This is a genomic window from Geobacter metallireducens GS-15 (assembly GCF_000012925.1).
Taxonomy (GTDB): domain Bacteria; phylum Desulfobacterota; class Desulfuromonadia; order Geobacterales; family Geobacteraceae; genus Geobacter; species Geobacter metallireducens.
In genome coordinates, this window is the sequence record NC_007517.1 from 3598659 (window position 1) to 3618333 (window position 19675).

General features: G+C 61.5%; 21 protein-coding genes. 8 read left to right on the plus strand and 13 right to left on the minus strand.

All coding sequences use genetic code 11. The features are described 5' to 3' along the window. The first annotated feature begins 7 nt into the window (after window positions 1–7). The 6 genes from proB to gpmI all read left to right on the plus strand — a co-directional run bounded on the left by proB (window position 8) and on the right by gpmI (window position 5578). Entirely contained in the window at window positions 8–1129 is a 1122-nt protein-coding gene (proB, locus tag GMET_RS16025) for a glutamate 5-kinase (protein WP_004512636.1), read from the plus strand. Window positions 1130–1224: 95 nt separating this feature from the next. Then, window positions 1225–2481, plus strand: coding sequence for a glutamate-5-semialdehyde dehydrogenase (locus tag GMET_RS16030; RefSeq protein ID WP_004512637.1), 1257 nt, complete (start codon window positions 1225–1227; stop codon window positions 2479–2481). Window positions 2482–2512: 31 nt separating this feature from the next. After that, entirely contained in the window at window positions 2513–3163 is a 651-nt protein-coding gene (gene nadD, locus GMET_RS16035; protein WP_004512638.1) for a nicotinate-nucleotide adenylyltransferase, read from the plus strand. After that, window positions 3153–3548 (plus strand): ribosome silencing factor, encoded by a 396-nt coding sequence (rsfS, locus tag GMET_RS16040; RefSeq protein WP_011366160.1) that lies wholly within the window; start codon window positions 3153–3155, stop codon window positions 3546–3548. The genes nadD and rsfS overlap by 11 nt, the downstream gene beginning before the upstream one ends. Beyond that, window positions 3545–4009, plus strand: a complete 465-nt coding sequence (locus tag GMET_RS16045) for a 23S rRNA (pseudouridine(1915)-N(3))-methyltransferase RlmH (RefSeq protein WP_004512640.1) — start codon at window positions 3545–3547, stop codon at window positions 4007–4009. Before rsfS ends, GMET_RS16045 begins: the two co-directional genes overlap by 4 nt. Before the next feature lie 30 nt (window positions 4010–4039). After that, complete coding sequence (gpmI, locus tag GMET_RS16050) at window positions 4040–5578, plus strand: 2,3-bisphosphoglycerate-independent phosphoglycerate mutase (protein ID WP_004512641.1); 1539 nt, start codon at window positions 4040–4042, stop codon at window positions 5576–5578. Between the two features lie 98 nt (window positions 5579–5676). Here the strand turns inward: gpmI and GMET_RS16055 are convergent, their stop codons facing one another. The 12 genes from GMET_RS16055 to GMET_RS16110 all read right to left on the minus strand — a co-directional run bounded on the left by GMET_RS16055 (window position 5677) and on the right by GMET_RS16110 (window position 16233). Then, window positions 5677–6096 carry a TraR/DksA family transcriptional regulator gene (locus GMET_RS16055; RefSeq protein WP_004512642.1) on the minus strand — a complete coding sequence of 140 codons (420 nt, stop codon included), beginning with the start codon at window positions 6094–6096 and terminating at the stop codon, window positions 5677–5679. 87 nt (window positions 6097–6183) lie between these two features. After that, complete coding sequence (rimO, locus tag GMET_RS16060) at window positions 6184–7521, minus strand: 30S ribosomal protein S12 methylthiotransferase RimO (protein WP_004512643.1); 1338 nt, start codon at window positions 7519–7521, stop codon at window positions 6184–6186. Between the two features lie 33 nt (window positions 7522–7554). Next, complete coding sequence (locus GMET_RS16065; RefSeq protein WP_004512644.1) at window positions 7555–8040, minus strand: YajQ family cyclic di-GMP-binding protein; 486 nt, start codon at window positions 8038–8040, stop codon at window positions 7555–7557. A 31-nt stretch (window positions 8041–8071) separates the two neighbouring features. Next, a complete protein-coding gene (locus GMET_RS16070; protein WP_004512645.1) occupies window positions 8072–8800 on the minus strand; it encodes a LolA family protein in 729 nt (242 codons plus the stop codon). A gap of 92 nt (window positions 8801–8892) precedes the next feature. Then, window positions 8893–9711 carry a LolA family protein gene (locus GMET_RS16075; protein ID WP_004512646.1) on the minus strand — a complete coding sequence of 273 codons (819 nt, stop codon included), beginning with the start codon at window positions 9709–9711 and terminating at the stop codon, window positions 8893–8895. A gap of 18 nt (window positions 9712–9729) precedes the next feature. Further along, window positions 9730–10218 carry a chemotaxis protein CheD gene (locus GMET_RS16080; protein WP_004512647.1) on the minus strand — a complete coding sequence of 163 codons (489 nt, stop codon included), beginning with the start codon at window positions 10216–10218 and terminating at the stop codon, window positions 9730–9732. Continuing rightward, window positions 10215–10829, minus strand: a complete 615-nt coding sequence (locus GMET_RS16085) for a chemotaxis protein CheC (protein WP_004512648.1) — start codon at window positions 10827–10829, stop codon at window positions 10215–10217. The genes GMET_RS16080 and GMET_RS16085 overlap by 4 nt, the downstream gene beginning before the upstream one ends. Before the next feature lie 61 nt (window positions 10830–10890). After that, window positions 10891–11259: a response regulator gene (locus tag GMET_RS16090; RefSeq protein WP_004512649.1), complete on the minus strand. Its 369-nt coding sequence runs from the start codon at window positions 11257–11259 to the stop codon at window positions 10891–10893. Between the two features lie 102 nt (window positions 11260–11361). Further along, the gene (locus GMET_RS16095) at window positions 11362–12219 is read right to left on the minus strand and encodes a CheR family methyltransferase (RefSeq protein ID WP_238378951.1); all 858 of its coding nucleotides are present in this window, start codon (window positions 12217–12219) and stop codon (window positions 11362–11364) included. 104 nt (window positions 12220–12323) lie between these two features. Next, window positions 12324–13313, minus strand: coding sequence for a thiamine-phosphate kinase (gene thiL, locus GMET_RS16100; RefSeq protein ID WP_004512651.1), 990 nt, complete (start codon window positions 13311–13313; stop codon window positions 12324–12326). Beyond that, window positions 13310–15781: an endopeptidase La gene (gene lon, locus GMET_RS16105; RefSeq protein WP_004512652.1), complete on the minus strand. Its 2472-nt coding sequence runs from the start codon at window positions 15779–15781 to the stop codon at window positions 13310–13312. Before lon ends, thiL begins: the two co-directional genes overlap by 4 nt. After that, on the minus strand, window positions 15781–16233 hold the full coding sequence (locus GMET_RS16110) for an Hsp20/alpha crystallin family protein (protein ID WP_004512653.1): 453 nt from the start codon (window positions 16231–16233) through the stop codon (window positions 15781–15783). Before GMET_RS16110 ends, lon begins: the two co-directional genes overlap by 1 nt. 478 nt (window positions 16234–16711) lie before the next feature. Here GMET_RS16110 and GMET_RS16115 point away from each other — a divergent pair, with 478 nt between their 5' ends. Next, window positions 16712–18643: a tetratricopeptide repeat protein gene (locus GMET_RS16115; protein WP_011366162.1), complete on the plus strand. Its 1932-nt coding sequence runs from the start codon at window positions 16712–16714 to the stop codon at window positions 18641–18643. A gap of 102 nt (window positions 18644–18745) precedes the next feature. On the opposite strand, the gene GMET_RS16120 is transcribed toward GMET_RS16115, so the two are convergent. Continuing rightward, window positions 18746–18931: a twin-arginine translocase TatA/TatE family subunit gene (locus GMET_RS16120; RefSeq protein WP_004512655.1), complete on the minus strand. Its 186-nt coding sequence runs from the start codon at window positions 18929–18931 to the stop codon at window positions 18746–18748. A 261-nt stretch (window positions 18932–19192) separates the two neighbouring features. Here GMET_RS16120 and GMET_RS16125 point away from each other — a divergent pair, with 261 nt between their 5' ends. After that, a complete protein-coding gene (locus GMET_RS16125) occupies window positions 19193–19645 on the plus strand; it encodes a response regulator (RefSeq protein ID WP_004512656.1) in 453 nt (150 codons plus the stop codon). Window positions 19646–19675 lie beyond the last annotated feature (30 nt).

Sequence of the window (19675 nt, forward strand, 5' to 3'; positions counted from 1 at the left end):
GGTACCAATGCGCACAGCCATCCTCAAAAAGGTCAAACGGATCGTCATCAAGATCGGGAGCCGTGTCCTCACCGGCGACGAGAACGGCCTCAACCACGCCTTCATCGCCCGGCTTGCCGCCGAGACCGCATCGTTGCGACAGCAGGGGCGCCAGGTCATCGTCGTTTCATCGGGTGCCGTGGCTGCCGGCAGGCGCGAACTCGGCATCGAGGGACGGCCCAAGAGCATTCCCCAGAAGCAGGCCGCTGCCGCCATCGGCCAGTCACGCCTCATGCGGGCCTACGAAGAGGACTTCGGCCGCTTCGGCCACAAGGTGGCACAGATACTCCTCACCCGGGACGATCTCGCCAACCGCCGCCGTTTCCTGAACGCCCGGGCAACCCTTGACACGCTCCTGGACTTCGGCGTCATTCCCGTCATCAACGAGAACGACACCGTGGTGGTGGACGAGATCAAGTTCGGCGACAACGACAACCTGTCGGCCCTGGTGACCAACCTGGCCGAGGCCCACCTCCTGGTGATCCTGACCGACATCGACGGCTTCTACGACTCCGACCCCCGGGCGAACCCCGATGCCAGGCTGATCCACCTGGTGAAGAGCATCACCCGCGAAACGGAGCGGGCCGCCGGCGACAGCGGCTCCAGCGTGGGCACCGGCGGCATGGTGACGAAGCTGGCCGCAGCCAAGAAGGCGGGGCAGTTCGGCGTCCCGACCCTCATGCTCAACGGCACGGTGCCGGGCATTCTCACCAAGGCCTTTGCCGGCCGGGAGGTGGGAACCCTCTTCCTTCCCGCCCGGGAGAGCCTCAACCGCCGCAAGCACTGGATCGCCCACACCCTGCGCCCCAGCGGCCGAGTCATCGTGGACGACGGAGCCCGGACGGTCCTCTCCCGTCAGGGGAAAAGTCTCCTCCCCTCGGGGGTAATCCGAGTGGAGGGAGAGTTCGACCGAGGGGCCTGTGTCCGGGTTTGCGGGGCCGACGGCGCCGAAATCGCCCGGGGGGTGGTGGACTACTCCCACGCCGAAATCGAGCGGATCCTCGGCCACCGGAGCGGCGAGATCGAGGCGATCCTCGGCTACAAGTACGGAGACGAGATCATCCACCGGGACAACCTGGTGGTGCTATAAAGAAAGAATTCAGGAGTCAGAATTCAGAATCCAGTAAGTTTTTCTCCTGAATTCTGACTCCTGTCTCCTGACTACTCATAACGGAGGTACCTCCCGTGACCATCGCTGAACAGATCCGCACCATCGCCGCCGACGCCCGCCAGGCCGCCATCGCCATGGCGAAGCTCCCCACCACGGCCAAGAACGACCTCCTCATGGCCATGGCCATGGCCCTCATCAGCAACACCCCGCACCTGATCGACGAGAACCGCAAGGACCTTGAGGCCGGGGAGAAGAAGGGGCTTTCCAGCGCCATGCTCGACCGCCTCATGCTGGATGAGGCACGCATCAAGGCCATGGCCGACGGCCTGCGGGAGGTGGCGGGACTCCCCGATCCCGTGGGGGAAGTGACGCGGATGTGGAAACGCCCCAACAACCTCATGGTGGGGAAGATGCGGATTCCGCTGGGGGTCATCGGCATCATCTACGAGGCGCGCCCTAACGTGACGGCCGACGCCGCAGCCCTCTGTCTCAAGGCGGGGAACAGCGTGATTCTGCGGGGGGGCTCCGAGGCCATCCACTCCAACCTCGCCATCGCCCGCATCCTGGGGGAGGAGATGGAGCGGGCCGGCATCCCGAAGGCGGCCCTGTCGGTCATCCCGTTCCCGGAGCGCGAGGGGGTCCTGGAGATGCTCAAGCAGGAGGAGTTCATCGACCTCATCATCCCGAGGGGGGGCGAGAGCCTGATCCGCTTCGTGGTGGAGCATTCGAAGATCCCGGTCATCAAGCACTACAAGGGGGTTTGCCACGTTTTTGTGGATGCGTCGGCTGATTTCGACATGGCCGAGCGGATCGTGGTGAACGCCAAGGTCCAGCGCCCCGGAGTCTGCAACGCCTTGGAGACGCTCCTTATCCACAAGGATGTGGCCGAGGCCTTCATCCCCCGCATCGCCGCAACCCTGACCGACCTCAAGGTGGAGCTGCGGGGCGATGACTGCGTCCGCCAGTTCGCCCCCCAGGCGAAGAAGGCCACGGAAGAGGACTGGCAGGCCGAGTACCTGGAGCTGATCCTGGCCGTCCGGGTGGTGGACGGCCTGAACGAAGCCATCGACCACATCAATGCCTACGGCTCCCTCCACACCGAGGCCATCGTCACCCGGGACTACCACAATTCCCAGCGCTTCATCCGGGAGGTGAACTCCAGCACGGTCCTCGTGAATGCCTCCACCCGCTTCGCCGACGGGAACCAGCTGGGGCTCGGCGCGGAGATCGGCATCTCCACCACCAAGCTCCATTCCTTCGGCCCCATGGGACTTGAGGATCTGACGACCACCAAGTTCATCGTCTACGGCGACGGCCAGGTAAGGCAGTGACCAGGGACCAGGGACCAGAGACCGGCAAAGCATGAGAACGGGGATTCTCGGCGGCACCTTCAACCCGATCCACCACGCCCACCTCCGCATTGCGGAGGAGGTCCGGGACGCGTTCGCCCTGGACCAGGTCATCTTCATCCCCGCGGCTTCCCCTCCCCACAAACCCATGGAGGGAGAGATCCCATTCGAGGTCCGCTGCGAGATGGTCCGCCTTGCCACGGCGGACAACCCCTCCTTCGCCGTCTCCGACTTGGAAGGAAGGCGGACGGGAAAATCCTACTCCATCGACACCCTGCGGGAGTTGCGGCGGGAGCGCCCCGGGGACGAGTTCTTCTTCATCATCGGCAGCGACTCCTTCCTGGACTTCGGCTCCTGGCACGAGTACGAAGCCATCTTCTCTTCGTGCAACATCGTGGCGGTGGAGCGCCCCGGCGCCGTTATCCGCGACCTGGCGGCGGCCATCCCCGTTGCGGTGGCGCCGCAGTTTTGCTATCATGCCGCCGAAAAACGCCTCGCCCACCGCTCGGGATACTCGGTCTACTACCTGGCCGGCATCCCCCTGGACATCTCATCAAGCGCCATCCGCAGACTCGCCCGTCTGGGCCGTTCCATCAGGTACCTGGTGCCGGAGCCGGTCGCGCATTACATCACGGAACAAAGGATTTACACCCATGACCGATAAACCGACCCTCGCCCCCCTTGAGCGGGCCCTTGAATGCGCCCGCCTCGCCCTCGACAAGAAGGCCCTCGACGTGAAGATCCTGAAGATCGGCCGTCTTTCGTCCATCGCCGATTATCTGGTGCTCGCCTCGGGCCGCTCCGACAGACAGGTCCAGGCCATCGCCGATTCGGTGAAGAAGGGGCTCAAGAAGTACGGCAAGGCCCTCGACGTGGAAGGGCTGAAGGAAGGTAACTGGGTCGTCATCGACTACGGTGACGTCCTCGTCCATGTCTTCCAGGAGGAGGTACGCCGCTACTACAACCTGGACGAACTCTGGTCATCGGCCCCGACGTCGGAGATTCCCGACGCGTGGCTCTGGGAAGGGAAAGAAGGTATCCCCACGTGAAGCTGAAGATCCTCTGGGTCGGCAAGACCCAGGAGGAGTGGCTGCGGCGCGGCATCGACGAGTACACGGGCCGGATCAGGCGCTACACCCCCCTGGAAATCGCCGAGGCCCGTGAGGAGAAGGGAGCCGCCGCCGAGGCCATGAGAACCCGGGAGTGCGAGCGGCTGGAGAAACTGGTGCCGAAGAACGCCCGCCTCGTCCTGCTGGATGAGCGGGGCGACCAGCTGACATCCCCGGAACTGGCGGCCTTCATGGGCAAGTGCCGGGACAGCGCCGTGCCTGAGATGGTTTTCGCCATTGGCGGCGCCTACGGCTTTGCCGACAGTTTCCGGGCCCGGGCCGACAGAGTACTCGCCCTCTCCCGTCTCACCTTTACCCACCAGATGGTGCGGGTCATCCTCCTCGAACAGATCTACCGAGCCCATACCATCCTCAACGGCGAACCGTATCATCACTCATGATATGAATTTCTATCTTCTTATGGAGGAACCATGACCCGCCCCCTCATGCTCATGATCCTCGACGGCTGGGGGATCAACCCCAGCGCCGAGCACAACGCCGTGGCCCAGGCCCGGACTCCGAACCTTGACACCCTCCTTGCCACCTACCCTACCACCGAAATCCAGACGTCGGGTATGGCGGTGGGACTTCCCGATGGCCAGATGGGGAACTCGGAGGTTGGACACCTGAACATCGGCGCCGGGCGGGTTGTCTACCAGGATCTCACCCGCATCACCAAGGCGATCCAGGACGGCGACTTCTTCACCAACCCGGTGCTCCTGGAGTGCATTGCAAAAACCAAGGCTGCCGGCGGACGGCTCCACCTGGCAGGGCTTCTCTCCGACGGGGGGGTCCACTCCCACAACACCCACCTCTACGCCCTGCTGGAGCTGGCCAGGCGCCAGGGGCTCACGGATGTGTTCATTCATGCCATTCTCGACGGCCGCGACACCCCGCCCAAGAGCGGCGCCGACTACCTGGCCCAACTGGAAGCGGAAATCGCCCGCATCGGCGTCGGCGCCATCGCTACGGTCATGGGGCGATACTGGGCCATGGACCGGGACAACCGCTGGGAGCGGGTGGAGCGGGCTTACAACGCCATGGTCCAGGGCGAAGGGGTCCAGCGGGCAAGTTCAGCCGAAGCCATCGAGGCGAGCTACGCCGCCGACGTGACCGACGAATTTGTGGAGCCTTCCGTGATGGTCCGCGACGGCGCGCCGGTGGGGCAGCTGCGGGACGGGGACGGCTTCATCTTCCTCAACTTCCGCTCCGACCGGGCACGGGAGATCACCAGGGCTCTGGCCCTCCCCGACTGCGAGGGCTTTGCGCGGCAGGCGCGGCCGAACCTCGCCTCCTACGTCTGCATGACCGAGTACGACGCCACCTTCGGCCTCCCGATCGCCTTTGGCCCCGAGGAGCTCAAGAACATTCTCGGCGACGTCCTTGCCCATGCCGGAATTCGGCAGCTGCGGATCGCCGAAACCGAGAAGTACGCCCACGTCACCTTCTTCTTCAACGGCGGCGTCGAGGAGCCGTTCCCCCTTGAGGAGCGCTGCCTCATCCCCTCCCCCAAGGACGTGGCCACCTACGACCAGAAACCGGAGATGAGCGCCTACCCCGTCACCGACGAGCTCCTGAAGCGAATCGACAGCGATGCCTACGACGTGGTCATCGTCAATTTCGCCAATGCCGACATGGTGGGGCATACCGGGATCCTGGAAGCAGCCGCCAGGGCCGTGGAAGCGGTGGACAGCTGCGTGGGGCGCATCGTGGCAAAGGTGCGGGAGAAAGGAGGCGCCGTCATCATCACCGCCGACCATGGCAACGCCGAGAAGATGGTGGACGAGACCGGAGGCCCCCACACCGCCCATACGAGCGAGCCGGTCCACCTGGTGCTCGTGGATGACAGCCGCAAAGGGATTCGGCTTCGTGCCGGCACCCTGGCCGACATCGCCCCCACCATGTTGGAGATTCTGGGCCTTTCCCAGCCGGCGGAGATAACGGGAAAGAGCCTCATCGCCCAATCATGACAGTTTTTTGACAAGAATTCTTTCATTTGACAAAAAAAGGGCGCCGCATCACGTGGCGCCCTTTTTCCGTTTCCGTTAACCTTTTTGTTGGTCGGCTGCTACCCTTCCTCTTCCTCGCCGAAGGAAACCTCGCGGTAGGACCGTTCTTCCTCCACGCGCCGGGTCTGGGCCTGGAGTTTTTCCATGTCCGACTGGCAGCGGACACAGAAGCGGGCAAAGGGCATCACCTTGAGGCGCCCGAGGGGGATTTCCTCCTCGCACTCCTCGCAAATGCCGTACTCGCCATCGGCGATGCGGAGCAGAGCTTCATCGATCTGGCGCAGCTTGTCCCGCTCCCGGTCGTTGAGGAGAAGCCCCAGTTCCCGGTCCCGCTCGCTGGACGCCTGGTCGTAGATGTCGCCCGTGGGCTCGCCGGTGTTCGTCTCGGACCCCGACTTCAGCGCCTTGTTTATCCCTGCCAGGATCTCCTCCTTTGCCTTCAGGAGAAGAGCCTTCATTTCGTCTTGTTTTTCAACCATTTACATCACTCCATCGTTATAGGGTGGGCCAAAAGGTCTCGAAATGTTACTCAAAAACTTTTGATTGTCAAGCAAATTTCAGGCCCATTACTCTTCAACAATCTCGCCGATGAGGTCATAGTCGGACGAATCGGTGATCCGCAGCCGCACAATATCCCCCACGTTGGCATTGCCGGCGGTGATGTAGACCTGGCCGTCGATGTCGGGGGCCTGCCGGGACGAACGACCCTTGAGGAGGAGGTCGGTCTCGTCGCTGTACCCCTCCACGATCACTTCCTCCTCGGTATCGATGAGGCGGCGGTTCCGCTTGAAGGAGAGCCTCGCCTGAACCTTCATGAGCTTCTTGTAGCGGTCCCGCTTGACCCGCTCCGAAACCTGGTCCTCCATCCCGGCAGCCGGTGTCCCCTCCTCCCGTGAGTAGCAGAAGACGCCAAGACGGTCGAACTGGGTCTCCTCCACGTAGTGGAGAAGGGTGCGGAAATCCTCCTCGGTCTCGCCGGGGAAGCCGACGATGAGGGAGGTGCGGAGCGCGATCTCGGGGATCTCGGCGCGGATCTTCGCGATGAGCGCCCGGATCTGGGGCTCGGTGCTCCGGCGGTTCATCCGCTTCAGGACCGGATCGCTGATGTGCTGGATCGGGATATCCAGGTACTTGCAGACCTTGGGCTCGGTCTTGATGATCTCGATGAGCCCGTCGGTGATCCCGTCGGGGTAGGCGTAGAGAAGCCTGATCCAGCGCAGTCCCACGATCTTCGCCAGTTCCCGGACAAGCTCCTCCAGGGTGGGGCTTCCCGGCAGGTCGCGCCCCCAGGCGGTGATGTCCTGGGCAATGAGATTAATCTCTCTGGTGCCGGTGGCGACCAGAGTCCGGGCCTCCATGAGGAGGTTGTCCAGGGGGCGGGAGCGGAGGGCACCCCGCAGCGAAGGGATGACGCAGTAGGAGCAGCAGTTGGAGCACCCCTCGGCGATTTTCAGGTAGGCGGTGTAGGCGGGGGACGACTTGAGCCGCGGCAGGCTCTCGTCGAAGATGTAGTTGGGGTCGCTGATGTAACGGAGCTGCTCGGCAACGCCCCGCTTCTCGGCAATGATCTCGGCAATGCGGGGATAGTCGGCGGTCCCCACGAAGATATCCACCTCGGGGAGCTCCGTGGCCAGTTCCTCCTGGTAGCGCTGGGGGAGGCAGCCGGTCACGACCAGGAGCTTGCAGCGGCCGTCGTGCTTGCGGTCGGCCAGATCGAGGATCGTGTCGATGCTCTCCTTCTTGGCATCGCCAATAAAGGAGCAGGTGTTGACGATGATGATGTCCGCCTCGTGTTCGTCGGTGGTGATCTCGTACTGGTCCTTGGCCAGGCAGCCGAGCATCACCTCGGCGTCCACCAGGTTCTTCGGGCAGCCGAGGCTGACCATGCTAACTTTTTCCTTCATCAAATCCGCTCCCTCTCTCTGTTTCCGTAACGTCTAATCCCTGAAATTCACAAACTGAAGCTCGATCCCCAGATCCTTCCCCTTGAGGGTCCGGATCGCCTCCTGGAGGTCATCCCGGTTCTTGCCGGTGACCCGCACCTGGTCATCCTGGATCTGCCCCTGAACCTTGAGCTTGGTATCCTTGATGACGGCCACGACCTCCTTCCCCTTCTCCTTGGAGATACCCTGCTGGACGGTGATGATCTGCCGCACCATGCCGCCGGAGGCGGTCTCGGCCTTGCCGTACTGGAGGGCCTTGGGTGAAATCCCCCGCTTGATGAACTTGGACTGGAGGATGTCGACGATGGCCTTCAGCCGGAAGTCGTCGTCCGCCAGGATCTTGATGGCATCCTTCTCCAGGGTCACCTCGCTCTTGGATCCCTTGAAATCATAGCGCTGGCCGATCTCCTTCACGGCCTGATTGACCGCGTTGTCCACTTCCTGCATGTCCACCTTTGAAACGATGTCGAATGACGGCATCATCTCCTCCTTTATCTGGTTAGTGCCTTTGTTATCGGACTCCCCCCATGGGGTTCTGTATCACTTCAACACCCGGGGGAGGCGTAAAGGTGAAGAGCGAAGCCTTCACCCCCCGGTTTACCTTGACCTTGCTGAACTCAATGGCGGTCCGGTTGCCCATCTGATCGAAGACCACGGATGACACAATGGGAAACGGCATCGATGCGCGGCCCTGCGCCAGATACTCCTCCACGGCCCGGCCCGACACGGTCAGATGGAGCTTCTGGAAAGCCTGGCCCGGCTTCTTGGGCACAAGCTCCAGGACGTAGTTCCCCCGGGCGTCCTTCCCGTCCCCCACGAAACGGACCGTGAAGTCCCGGGAAACCTCCCCCATCCCCGTAAGGTATGATAGAGCCACCCCTCCTCCCCCCGCAAAGAGGGAGGCAGCGTCCATGGTCATCACCTGCCGGTTCTCGGGGAGGTAGTACCAGACCTTCTTACCGTTGGAGATGATTTCCTGCCGGGGTTTGGTGTAGTTGAAACGGAACATGGCCCCTGCTCCGCTCCCCTTGCGGATGAATACTTCCCCGCTGCCGGTCTGTGCCTTCTTCACCGAGGCCAGCTCGGAGCGCTGGGTAAAAGAGGCCTGCAGGTCCCTGAGGGATGCGTACCCCTTCTCCAGGGCCGTCACCACCTCGCTGACAGAGGCTGCAGCGGCAAGAGTCGGGGCTACGGTCATAAGGGCCGCGACGAGGCACGGCAAGAGGCGACGAAAGATCATGGGCTCCTCCTGAGCGGTTGATGGTCCATGCAAACAGCGGGGGCGGCATGTTTCATACCGCCCCCGCCAACAAACCTTACGGAAAATCTGCTTCAGTGCTTCCGGGGTGGCTTCACCACTTGGACCCCTGGCGGAACAGCAAACGAGAAGAGGCTGTCGCTCAGCATGATGTTCGTCCGCACGTTGCTGAACTCCATGAGGGTCGTGCTCCCCTGATGGTCCTCCATGGTGGTGGAGAGAATCGGAAACGGCCACTCCTGCCGGCCGATGTTGGAGATAGTGTTCACCGAGGTTCTCCCGCTCTGGACATAACTCAGGACCGCCTCACGGGGAACGACGATGAAAAGCTTTGCGATGGCCGCGGTGGCCCGGCGAGGGGTCAGTTCCAGTACGTAGTTGCCGGCGATGTCCTGCCCCTGGGGTGAGAAAACAATCAGGAAATCCTTGGATATCCGCGGCAAACCCTGGAGGAAATTCGATGCCCGGTCCCGGTCTGGATTAAAGGTAAAGGGATTGAAGACCGGCGTTACGTCGCTCACGATCACCTGGCGGTTCTCGGGGAGGTACATCCAGAGGGTCCGGCCGTCGGAAACGATCTCCTGCTTCAGGGGGCGGAAGTAGTCGAAGCGGAACATGAGCGGCTCGCGGCTGGAAGCCGTCTTAAAGTACATCTGGCCGTCGGCCCGCATCTCCCGTTCCTTCCCCGCAATGGTCGAACGCTGGAAAAAGTCGGCAGTCACCGTGGCAAGGGGAGGAAGGCCGGTATTCCTGTCCGGTCTGAACGACTTCTCCACCGTGTCGATGACATCCTGAAGGCCGGCGTTCACTCTAGCCACCGGTGCCGCCGTGGCGGGAACCGCCCCTACAAAAAGCGCCAGGAATACCACGATGACGAGCCTGTAAATCTTCATGCCCCCTCCGCGCGACCGCTAAAGTTGCTTTATGGGCTGCTGCAGCGCCCTGACCATGATGATCCCGGTTGCTGTATTGAACTCCAGGCTCCGCCCGTAGTCCCCCCCCGTATCCTCGGCCACAAGGGGGATGCCGCTCCGCTCCAGGGCTTCCCTGGCCGCCGCAACATTGCGCTCGCCGATGCCGCCGTGGGCCGAGCGGTACTGGGGTTCGAACATGGTGGCACCGCCGGCCAATTTTGCCACAAGTCGCTCAGGGGCGCAACCGCATTTAAGGAGTTCCTCCACCATGAGATCGACGGCCCAGCAGGTGAATTTGGCTGTCCTTTCCGCACCTTGCACTTCGCGGACAGGGGCGGGCAACAGGGTATGTGCAAGCCCGCCGATCCGGACTTCGGGATCGTAGAGGGCGATGCCGACGCAGGAGCCGAGCCCGTAGGTCACAAGGACCACCGGGTCAGATGCAACCTTGTGCTCCGATATGCCGACGCTGATAATCTTGCTCAAAGTTTCACCCCTATGGCGTTGAGGATTATCTTCAGGGACTCGGGGTCGGGAAGGAGGAAAAACTGGCCGTTGATCTTCTCCTCCTCTCCAAAAAAGTCGGTTTCGACCATGAGAGCCAGGTCGCCGATCTCCCCCAGCTCAATGAGGGCGTAGTCGATGACGGCACCGACCATATCAAAGGAGAGGACCGGCACGGAAGGGATCAAGGTCTTCCCCATGAGGGCACCAAGGGCGTTCAGATAGGCGGAAGCGAGAATATTTCCCACCTCCTTGAGGGCCGATATCTCCAGTTCAGTGAGGAGCGTTCCTTCGCTCTTCTCCCGGGGGAGCAACCGCGAGAGGAGCTTCAGGGCGCTGTCCCGGGGGAGAACGATGAGGATGTTCCCCCGGGCGTCGCCGAGCATCTGCAGATAGATGCCCACGACAAGTTTTTCGGCACCGCCGAAGACCTCGGGCACCTTGCAGATTTCCGTCAGGAGCACCTTCGGGACGGTGAGCGAGATGCTCCGGCCGATAAGTTGGGAAAGGGCTGTGGCAGCGTGCGCCACCCCGATATTGCTCACCTCCCGTAGGGCATCCAGGTGTTCCTCTGTCAATGCATCGAATTTCATGCAGCTTTTCCCCCTATTCCATTGCCGGCTTGGTGAGTGAAAAAAAACTACGGACCGACGCTTACCCTTCGGAGACCTTCTTGATGATCTCCTTGACCCGGTCGGGGTTAAAGGGCTTCAGGATAAAATCCCGCGCACCAAAGCTCTGGGCCTTCTGGACAAGGGACTCCTGCCCTACGGCGCTGCAGATGACGACCCGGGCGTGAGGGTCGATGGCCATGATCTCGCGGAGCGCCTCGATGCCGTTCTTGACCGGCATAATAATGTCAAGGGTCACGATGTCGGGCCGGACGTCGCGATAGGTCACCACCGCCTCGGCTCCGTCCGCCGCCTCGGCCACCACCTCAAAACCGTTTGCCTCCAGAATGCCCCGCAGCATGTTCCGCATGAACAGGGCATCGTCAACGACCATCACTCTCTTCTTAGCCATGAATCCTCCATGTTTAGGCTTTCTGGATCTCTTTATGAAATTCAGCCGGTACTTTCGGCGCAAGCATTGCTGCCATTCGGCGGCAGGGCTCGGCAGCGGGCCTCAGTAGACTGAAAAACGGTTCTTCTGGTAAATCCGCTCCATGGGACAGAGGGTGGTAAACCGCTGCCGCACCTCTGCGACGAGGGTCTCTGCCTTGCCGAGCACCAACACCCCCCCGGTACAGAGAGAAGAAACGAATCCTCGCAGAATCCGCGCCTGCTCACTACGTTCAAAGTAGATGAGAACATTGCGGCAGAGAATCAGGTCGCTCTCGACGGATGATTCAGGGTCGAACAGGTCGCTGCGGCGAAAGTCCACCATCTCCCTGATGGTCGGATCCAGCACGAACCGCTCTCCCATGGGCCTGAAATAGCGATCCTTAACTTCGGCAGGAACCTCGGCGAGACGCTCCGGAGAATATATCCCGGCGCGGGCCGCATCAAGTATCCCTCCATCTATATCGGTCGCCACGAGGGAAACCTTGAACTCTTTCAGTGACTCGCGGAACGAATCTCTCAGGATGATCGCCAGCGAGTAAGGTTCTTCGCCGCTGGCGCAGCCGACGCTCCAAAAGGTAGCACTGTCCCGCCCCTCGCGCCGAAGCCGGTCGAAGATCGCCGGGAGGACCGTTCCGCGCAGCGCCTCGAAGGTGGAACTGTTGCGGAAAAACTGGCTCACGTGGATGGTGAGCCCCTTGAGGAGAAGTTCCAGTTCCCTTTCGTTTCGTGCCACGAGATCGCAATAGGCGTCTGCCGTCACGGAGCGGGTCGCCCTTACCCGAATGGCAATCCGCCGCTTCAGATACTTGTCCTTATAACTGCTGATGTCAAAGTTCCGACGAAGCCTCAGGATGTCCCGGACCCGCTCCAGGGCGTGATCGGGGAAATCAAGGGAGGTTTCGTCACTCTCGGTTGCCATCCATGTTGGTAAAATCATGGCCTCATGCCCTGCATTGTCACGGGAGATGTCGGTTGTTGGCAGCAAGAACCGTTCCGGGAAGCGAAAGAATCCCCCCCCGGGCGTCACGCTACGGCAAAATGATTGTAGCCACCGCAGGTAACGGGTATCTCGCGGCCATCGGGTCCCACCACCGCAAGGCCTCTACCGTCGGTTATTTCACCGATGAGGGTGGCGGCACAACCGGTTTCCACCAGGAGGGGGGCCACTTCCTCGCTCCGATCGGCCGGAACCGTAAACAGGAGTTCGTAATCCTCGCCGCCGGTCAGGGAGAGAAGGGAGGGATTCGGGGTCATCTGGGGAGCGAGTTCGCGAAAAGAGGGAGAGAGGGGAAGAAGGTCGAGCTTAAGACGGGCACCAACGCCGGAAAGATCGAGGATGTGTCCCAGATCGGCGGCAAGGCCATCGCTCACGTCGATCATTGCACTGGGAAGCCTTGCCCCAGCGAGGGCAAGGCCGGCCCGGACCCGGGGGGTGGGGTCCAGGTGGCGGTCCACGGCCCATCCCCGACGCTCACCCCGTCTCAGGAGTTCGAGCCCCAGGGCCGAATCGCCAACGGTGCCCGTCACGAAAACATGGTCACCGGGGCGGGCGCCGCCACGGCGGACAACCAGTTCCGGAACCTGCTCGCCGTGGAGGGTAACCGATATCACGAGACCATTTGACGAGCGGCAGGTATCGCCGCCGATGAGAGTAACGCCGTGTTCGCGGGCCAGATCGAGCATCCCCTCGGTGAACCGGTCAAGGAACTCCACGGTCACGCCGGTAGGGACGGCAAGGGAAAGAAGGAAATGGCGGGGCTCCCCCCCCATGGCGGCCACGTCCGAGAGGTTCACCGCCAGGGATTTTCTTCCGAGGCGGTAGGGGTCGGTGAAGGCAAGGTCGAAGTGGATTCCCTCCAGAAGCATGTCGGAGGTAACGAGGAGCCACCGCCCCGGCGTGGGCTCCGTGGCGGCAGCGTCGTCACCGATGCCGATCCGCACCCCGGCACCGTCGGCGACCCGGGAAGATATGCGTCCGATGAGGCCGAATTCCCCTATCTCCCTAAGTCTCAACTCTTTGCCCCGGCCATGGCTCCTTTGCGGGGAGCGGCAATCCCCCGCCGCGGCGGCGCCTTCACCGTGGCTGCCGGCTTCCCCTCGCTGGCGGGAGGGGGTGGCGGGAAGGTTTCCAGAGCCACCGCGAGAACGTCGTCAATGACCTTGGCGGAAACGACCGTCACCTTCTTGAGGATATGTTTGGGAATCTCCTCCAGGTCCTTCTCGTTCTGCTCGGGGATGACGATGGTCTTGATCCCCGCCCGGATGGCGGCGAGCATCTTCTCCTTGAGGCCACCGATGGGAAGAACCTTCCCCCGCAGGGTGATCTCGCCGGTCATGGCCACGTCCTTGCGGACCGGAACCCGCGTCAGGGCCGAGACAAGGGCCGTTGCCATGGTAACGCCGGCAGAGGGGCCATCCTTGGGGATAGCGCCCGCTGGAACGTGGACGTGGATGTCATACCCGGAGAGGAAATCCTCGGCCAGGTGGAACTCCTTGGCCTTGGAGCGGATGTAGGAAAGGGCCGCCTGAACCGACTCCTTCATGACGTCTCCCAGGTGCCCGGTGAGGGTGAGTCCCCCCTTCCCCTTCATGATCGTCGCCTCCACGAAGAGGACTTCGCCCCCCACGGGGGTCCAGGCAAGGCCGGTAACGATCCCCACTTCGTTCTTCTCCATCTCCCCCTCCCGGATGAACCGGGCCGGTCCGAGATATTTCGCCACCGTGGCCGGGGTGATCCGGAAGCGGCGGCCATCCCCCTCGGCCACCTTGCGGGCCACCTTGCGGCAGACACTGCCGATCTCCCGCTCCAGGTTCCGCAGTCCCGCCTCCCGGGTATACTTGGCGATGATGGTGCGCACCGCCTCGTCGCTGATGACGATCTCCTTCTCCGAAATGCCGTTTTCTTTCATCTGCCGAGGGATGAGGTAGCGTTTGGCGATCTCCAGTTTTTCCTCCTCCGTGTACCCGGAGAGCTGGATCACCTCCATCCGGTCGCGAAGAGGCCCCGGGACCGTGTCAATCTGGTTGGCGGTGGCGATGAACATCACGTTGGACAGGTTGAAGGGGAGGTTGATGTAATGGTCCGAGAACATGTGGTTCTGCTCCGGGTCCAGCACCTCCAGCAGAGCCGAGGAGGGATCGCCCCGGAAGTCGGCCCCAAGCTTGTCCAGCTCGTCGAGCATGAAAACGGGGTTGTTGGAGCCGGCCTGCTTGAGCCCCTGGATGATCCGGCCGGGGAGCGCCCCCACATAGGTGCGCCGGTGCCCCCGGATCTCGGCCTCGTCCCGCACCCCTCCCAAGGAGATGCGGACGAACTTCCGCCCCATGGCCCGGGCGATGGACTTGCCGAGGGAGGTCTTGCCCACCCCGGGAGGACCAACGAAACAGAGGATCGGCCCCTTCATCTTCTTGCGAAGCTTGCGCACGGCCAGGAACTCCAGGATCCGCTCCTTGATCTTCTCCAGGTAGAAGTGGTCCTCATCGAGAATCTGCCGGGCCCGCTTGATGTCGAGAACGTCCTTGGTCGCCTTGCCCCAGGGAAGCTCCACCATCCAGTCCAGGAACGTGCGGAGCATCCCCGCCTCGGCGGCGTCGGGGTGCATCTGCTCCAGGCGCCCCAACTGCTTGAAGGCCTCCTTCTCCACGACCGGCGGCATCTTGGCCTGCTCGATGGCCTTGCGGAGCTCGTTCAGCTCCTCGGAACGGGGATCGGTCTCCCCCAGCTCCTGCTGGATGGCCCGCAGTTGCTCCCGGAGGAAGTACTCCCGCTGGCTCTTCCCCATCTCCTCCTTGGCGGCCGACTGGATCTTCACCTGCATGTCGAGGAGCTCGTGCTCCTTGTTGAGATGCTCATTGACCTTCTGGAGCCGCTGGACCGGATCGATGATCTCCAGGAGGGCCTGGGCGTCATCGACTTTGAGGCCGATATTGCTGGCAATGAGGTCGGCCAGGCTTCCCGGCTCCTGCATGTTCTCCACAATCACGAGGACTTCGGGAGAAACGGCCTTGCCGAGGGAGACGATCTGGGTCAACTGCTCCTTGACAGCCCTCATGAGAGCCTCGGTTTCCAGGGACTCCTCGGGGACCGAGGGCTCCACGATCCGCTCGATCCGGACCGTATAGGCGGGCTTCGACTCCACGAACTCGGTGATAAGCCCCTTGGCGAGCCCCTGGACGAGAACCTTCACCCGCCCGTCGGGAAGCTTCAGCATCCGCATGATCATTGCCACGGTTCCGACGGTGTACATCCCCTCGGGGGTCGGTTCTTCGTCTCCCATCTCCTTCTGGGTGGCGAGAAAGATGAGCCGGTCCCTGGAGAGAGCCTGGTCCACCGCGTTGATGGAGATCTCGCGTCCCACGAAAAGGGGAAGGATCATGTACGGGTAGACCACCACATCCCGCACCGGCAACAGGGGCAAAACATCGGGGATTTTCAGTTCCTCGTTCTCCTGCCGGGGTTCTTTATCTTCAATTTCTTCCATTACTCGTCTCCTTGTTCTATCGGTATCTCGCGGATGATTTTCCCCCGATCCGCGAGACGGGGAAAGGTGACCGTGAGGACCCCCTGCCGAAAAGAGGCCCTGACGGCGGCGATATCCACCGTGAGCGGAACCTCGACGGCGCGACAGAAGCGCCCGAACCTCCGCTCCAGACAACGGTAGCTCACCCCGTCACGGGTATCGTCACGCTTGACCCCTTCCAGAATCAGCGTATTAGAGCATAGCTTGAGTGACAGGTCGCCCCGGTCGCAGCCGGGGAGTTCAAACTCCGCCGTGAATTCGTCCGGGGTCTCGAAGATGTCAATGGCCGGAAGATACTCGCATTCGCCCCAACGCTCCCCCCCGCCGATGCGGGCGATGTAGTCGAAGACCTCGTCAATCTGCAGATGCAGGAGGGAGAGCCAGTCAAGCGGCTCCTTGGGAATAACGGCCATAGCACCCTCATTGTGTGCGGAAAGACCTGGACGGAGAAATCCGCGCTCTCTGGAATTGAATTCAGGTCCAGTGCATCAGTTTAATCATCTAATCATCTTTGCGTCCGAAGTCAAGGCAATCCGCGCTGGCTAAAACCGACGGGAATACCGCACCCTTGCCCACCGGGAAGCCTCGAAAGAGGTTAATCCGTTGAATTTTACCACCCCACTGTGTATAATCCCCCGAATTGCATATGCCGGCCGGACATTGTCCCGTACCGACTCCCACTCCCTTCATCCGGAAACCGTGCCGCACTGGCGGCCGCCTGCTCCGCCTAACCGGCCCTTACGCGCCGCCGCCACACCAGAACGTCCCATCAGCAAGGGGACCACTGCGAGGAGACTGCCGCCGGGCACCCCACGCACAACAAAGACCTGTCATGCAGAGTGAACCGACAGGCATCGAAACACACTCGAAACGATTTCAGGAGGACACTTCGTGATACACAGCAGAACGATCTTGGTCCCGACCCTCCTCTTTCAGCTTGCACTCGCGCTCCCCCTTGCTGCAGGGGCCGACAGCCGTTGCGACGACGCAAAGCGCCTGGCAGCCACCATCCCGGTGCAGGCCGATGGCGATACGACGAGGAAAACCGAGGATGTCGTCCTCGAATCCTGTGCCGACGGGGCCGCGGGCTATTTCGTCCGAGGCCTCCGCGCGGAGCGGGCGGGACGCCATGACGAGGCAATCAAGGACTACCGCGAGGCTCTCCGCCTTGAGCCGGCCTTTCCCCGGGCACAGGGAAACCTGGGCCTCGCCCTCCTGGCTAAAGGAAGTCACGACGACGCCGTCGTGGAACTGACCCGGGCCATCTCCTCCGACCCCGACCCAGGCTACCACCATGGCCTTGCCATGATCTTCGGCCAGCGCAAGATATACTCCCTCGCCCTCTACCATTACGCTGAAGCGGCAAAGGGGCTCCCTGCCGACCCGGTAATCCCCACCGAGCTTGCCGCCCTCTACCGTGAGATGGGGAAGGTTAGCGACGCCGAAAAGCAGTACCGCAAGGCCCTCAGCCTCTCCCCCTCCCACGAAGAGGCACGAGTGGGCCTTGCGTCCCTCTACATGGCGGAAGGGCGGACCGACCGGGCAATCGAGGAACTGAAACAGGCCCAGATCGCCAGCCCCGGGAACAAGGAGGTCAGCAGCCTCCTCGCCGAGGCCTATGAGAAAAAGGGGGACCGTCAGGCAGCCGACTACCAGTCACTCCTGGCGGGGAAGCAGCGCGGTGTCCTCTCCGACGAGCGACTCAGGAGGGGAGACGAACTCATGCAGGCCAAGGAGTATGCAAAGGCCGCGGAAGAGTTCAAGGCGGCACTCAGGGAAAAACCCGACTGGCCAGAGGCCCTGATGAGGCTCGCCGAAGCCCAGACGGCAGCGGGGTTCGATGACGAGGCCATTACCTCCTACAAGGAGTTGATCAGGCTCAAACTCGGCACCGGCGATACCCACTACAACCTCGGCGTCCTCTATGAGCGGAAGGGTCTCATCGACGAGGCAGTGGTCGAGTACAAACAGGCAATCCACAGTTCACCCGACAACGGCGACGCCCGCCGACGCCTGGCAGACATATATGCGCTTCGCGGCAGCTACCCCCAGGCCATCGAACAGTACCGCGAGCTTCTCAAGAAAGGGGACAACAACCCGGTCCTCCATCTGAAACTCGCCCGGGCACTGCTGGGGGCCAAGAACCCCAAGGAAGCCATGGCCTCCTACCAGGACGCCCTCAAAATCGCTCCCGACAACCTGGAGGCCCGCCGCGAACTGGCGGCCCTCTACCGCAAGGGAAACCAGAACGAGGAGGCGGAGAAGCAATACAAGGAAATCCTCCGCATCAAGAAAGACGACGCCGAAGCCCGCAACATCCTCACTGCGCTCTATGTGAAGTCCAAGAAATACGACGAATTAATCACCCTTCTGAAGGACGGGGTGGAACTCGCCCCCAATGATCCGGCCAGCCATTACAAGCTTGGGCTCATCTACGAATTCAAGAAGGACTACGATGCCGCCGAACAAGAGTACAAAAAGGCGGTGGAACTGAAGGGGGATCACGCCAAGAGTCTCAATGCCCTGGGACGGATCTACCTGAAGACGGGAAAGATCTCCGAAGCAAAAGGAGCTCTGGAAGCAGCCAAGAAAGCCGACCCGGGAATGGAAGAAACAGCCGTCCTTCTGAGCAACATCAAAGAAGAACTTTCTCCCGAACCACCCCGCTACAGCAAGAAAGGGCGCAAAGGAAAAGCTTCGAAAGAGGCAAAAAAATCCCGGGCATCAAAGAAGAAATCATCGAAGAAGGGCGCTAAGGCCACTTCCAAGAAATCATCCACTAAATCCGGAGGCAAGGCCAAAAAAGCCAAGAAGAGCCACTAGGAGCCTGCCCGCTCACCACGGATCGATTCGTCAGAAATATCCTCTTATTGATAACAAGAAGGGCCGGCATTGCCGGCCCTTCGCCCATCGGAGACCTTTGCCCTATTTCGAAGGGTCGTCCTTTTTCTCCGGCTTTATCTCGATTTCATCCTTTCCATCCGATGCCTTCTTGAAGTTCCGGATGCTCTTGCCGAGGGCGCCGCCGATCTCGGGGAGCCTCCCGGCGCCGAAGACCACCAGGACAATGACGAGAATAACTATCAGCTCGGGCATGCCGATTCCAAACATACTGGACCTCCTTCTGCTCTGAACGGTACGAAAAAGTATTACATCTGGGTCCTTAAAAATCAAGAGCTCATCCTTCATCGGCACCCAACGGTCTCCCTCGCCCTCTTCAATATTTTCCTGTATTTTATGATTGACTGCCGATAGAATTAACCTCGACATCTCAAAATCAGCAGCACATTTTATTTATACTCTTCAACTATCCTTTCCCTCTATGGTATATATTGTCTAACTTGTCGGCAACGCTAGATGCAAGGGCCTTCCATGACCAACAGACACATTCTCCTTGTTGAAGACAACCCCGACGACGAAGTACTGACGCTTCGCGCACTCCGCAAGCACAACATCGCCTCCGAAATAACCGTGGCACGGGATGGGGTTGAGGCCCTCGATTTTCTGTTCGGCACCGGCACCCACGGCGGACGCGACACGACCACCATGCCCTGCCTGGTCCTGCTTGACCTGAAACTCCCCAAGGTGGACGGACTCGAAGTCCTGCGCAGAATCAGAAGCGACGAACGGACAAAGCTCCTTCCGGTGGTGGTCTTCACCTCCTCCAACGAGGAGCAGGACATCCTTGAGTGCCATACCCTGGGGGCCAACAGCTACATCCGCAAGCCGGTCGATTTCAACCACCTGAGTGAGGCGCTCCGCCTCATCGGCACCTACTGGCTCACCATGAACCTGACCCCGAAGCTCTCCAACGCCGCAAGGTAGTCGCAACCCGCGGCAATCTGTGGCTCCGCT